Origin of the sequence: Metabacillus sp. 113a (assembly GCF_050107635.1) — a bacterium.
Taxonomy (GTDB): domain Bacteria; phylum Bacillota; class Bacilli; order Bacillales; family Bacillaceae; genus Metabacillus_B.
This window is the reverse complement of the sequence record NZ_JBNILJ010000049.1, coordinates 1-255: the sequence shown is the minus strand read 5'-3', so window position 1 is coordinate 255 and position 255 is coordinate 1. Positions and strand designations below refer to the sequence as shown.

Annotated in this window: 1 rRNA gene; it reads right to left on the bottom strand. The window is 56.5% G+C overall.

Going from position 1 to position 255, the window contains the following annotated elements:
• Positions 1-255: ribosomal RNA gene (locus ACQCVE_RS19660) — 16S ribosomal RNA — on the bottom strand; the annotation flags it as partial.

Here is a 255-nt window from a genome sequence, read left to right as displayed (position 1 = left end):
CTCAGTCCCAGTGTGGCCGATCACCCTCTCAGGTCGGCTACGCATCGTCGCCTTGGTGAGCCATTACCTCACCAACTAGCTAATGCGCCGCGGGCCCATCTGTAAGTGACAGCATAACCGTCTTTCAGTTTTGAACCATGCGGTTCAAAAGGTTATCCGGTATTAGCTCCGGTTTCCCGGAGTTATCCCAGTCTTACAGGCAGGTTGCCCACGTGTTACTCACCCGTCCGCCGCTGACCTCCGAAGAGGTCCGCT